Below are 616 nucleotides of genomic sequence, written 5' to 3'. Positions count from 1 at the left end.
GTTTTAAGCTGCTTCCGATAATCCAGAAACGGCGCTAAAAAATTTTGTAATGGTAACAAAGAAAGGCATTGACGAACCACCTGTTTATCCGATACACTCAAAGTCCGAGTTCTCCTTTGTATGAGATGTATGGATTAGGTTCCTACATCTCTACACTGGAGATTTTTTTATGAATTGTCCATGAAAATTAAATAAAAAAATACATAAATAGTAAATAATTTAAATTAAATTTTCGTGGTAGCTTTAATGCAACGCTAGTGGAGAAAGTTGAGTTAAAATGAAAACAGCCAAATATTTTGGCTGTTTTCTAGAAAAAAGAAAGTGCTGACGTTTCTAGCAGTTTTCTCTCTAAATAGTGGAATAAGATTTGTGTACTACTTTAGAAGTTTAAAGCTATCTTCCTTCGCTTCTGAAGAGAAGGAAATTTTTTCGAAGGCAATAGTTTGTAAAGGTTTTTCGCCATCTGAAGATACCATTTTCAAGATAATACCTGTTTGGTCATCAAACCAAAATGTTAATTTRTTACCCAACTTCCCTTCACCCCGATTTAAAACGATAACTGTAGTTTCACGATCCAAGAATTTATCTGCGCCTTTTACCAAGAATTGCCCTTTAC

Annotated in this window: 1 pseudogene; it reads right to left on the bottom strand. The window is 33.7% G+C overall.

Annotated elements, in window-relative coordinates:
* Positions 1 to 374: 374 nt before the first annotated feature.
* Positions 375 to 616: pseudogene (locus tag AC1DUA_RS39965) on the bottom strand (hypothetical protein); the annotation flags it as partial.

It is taken from the genome of Paenibacillus sp. 01T422 (assembly GCF_056398785.1).
The sequence above is the reverse complement of the archived record's forward strand: the minus strand, read 5'-3'. Positions and strand labels throughout refer to the sequence as shown.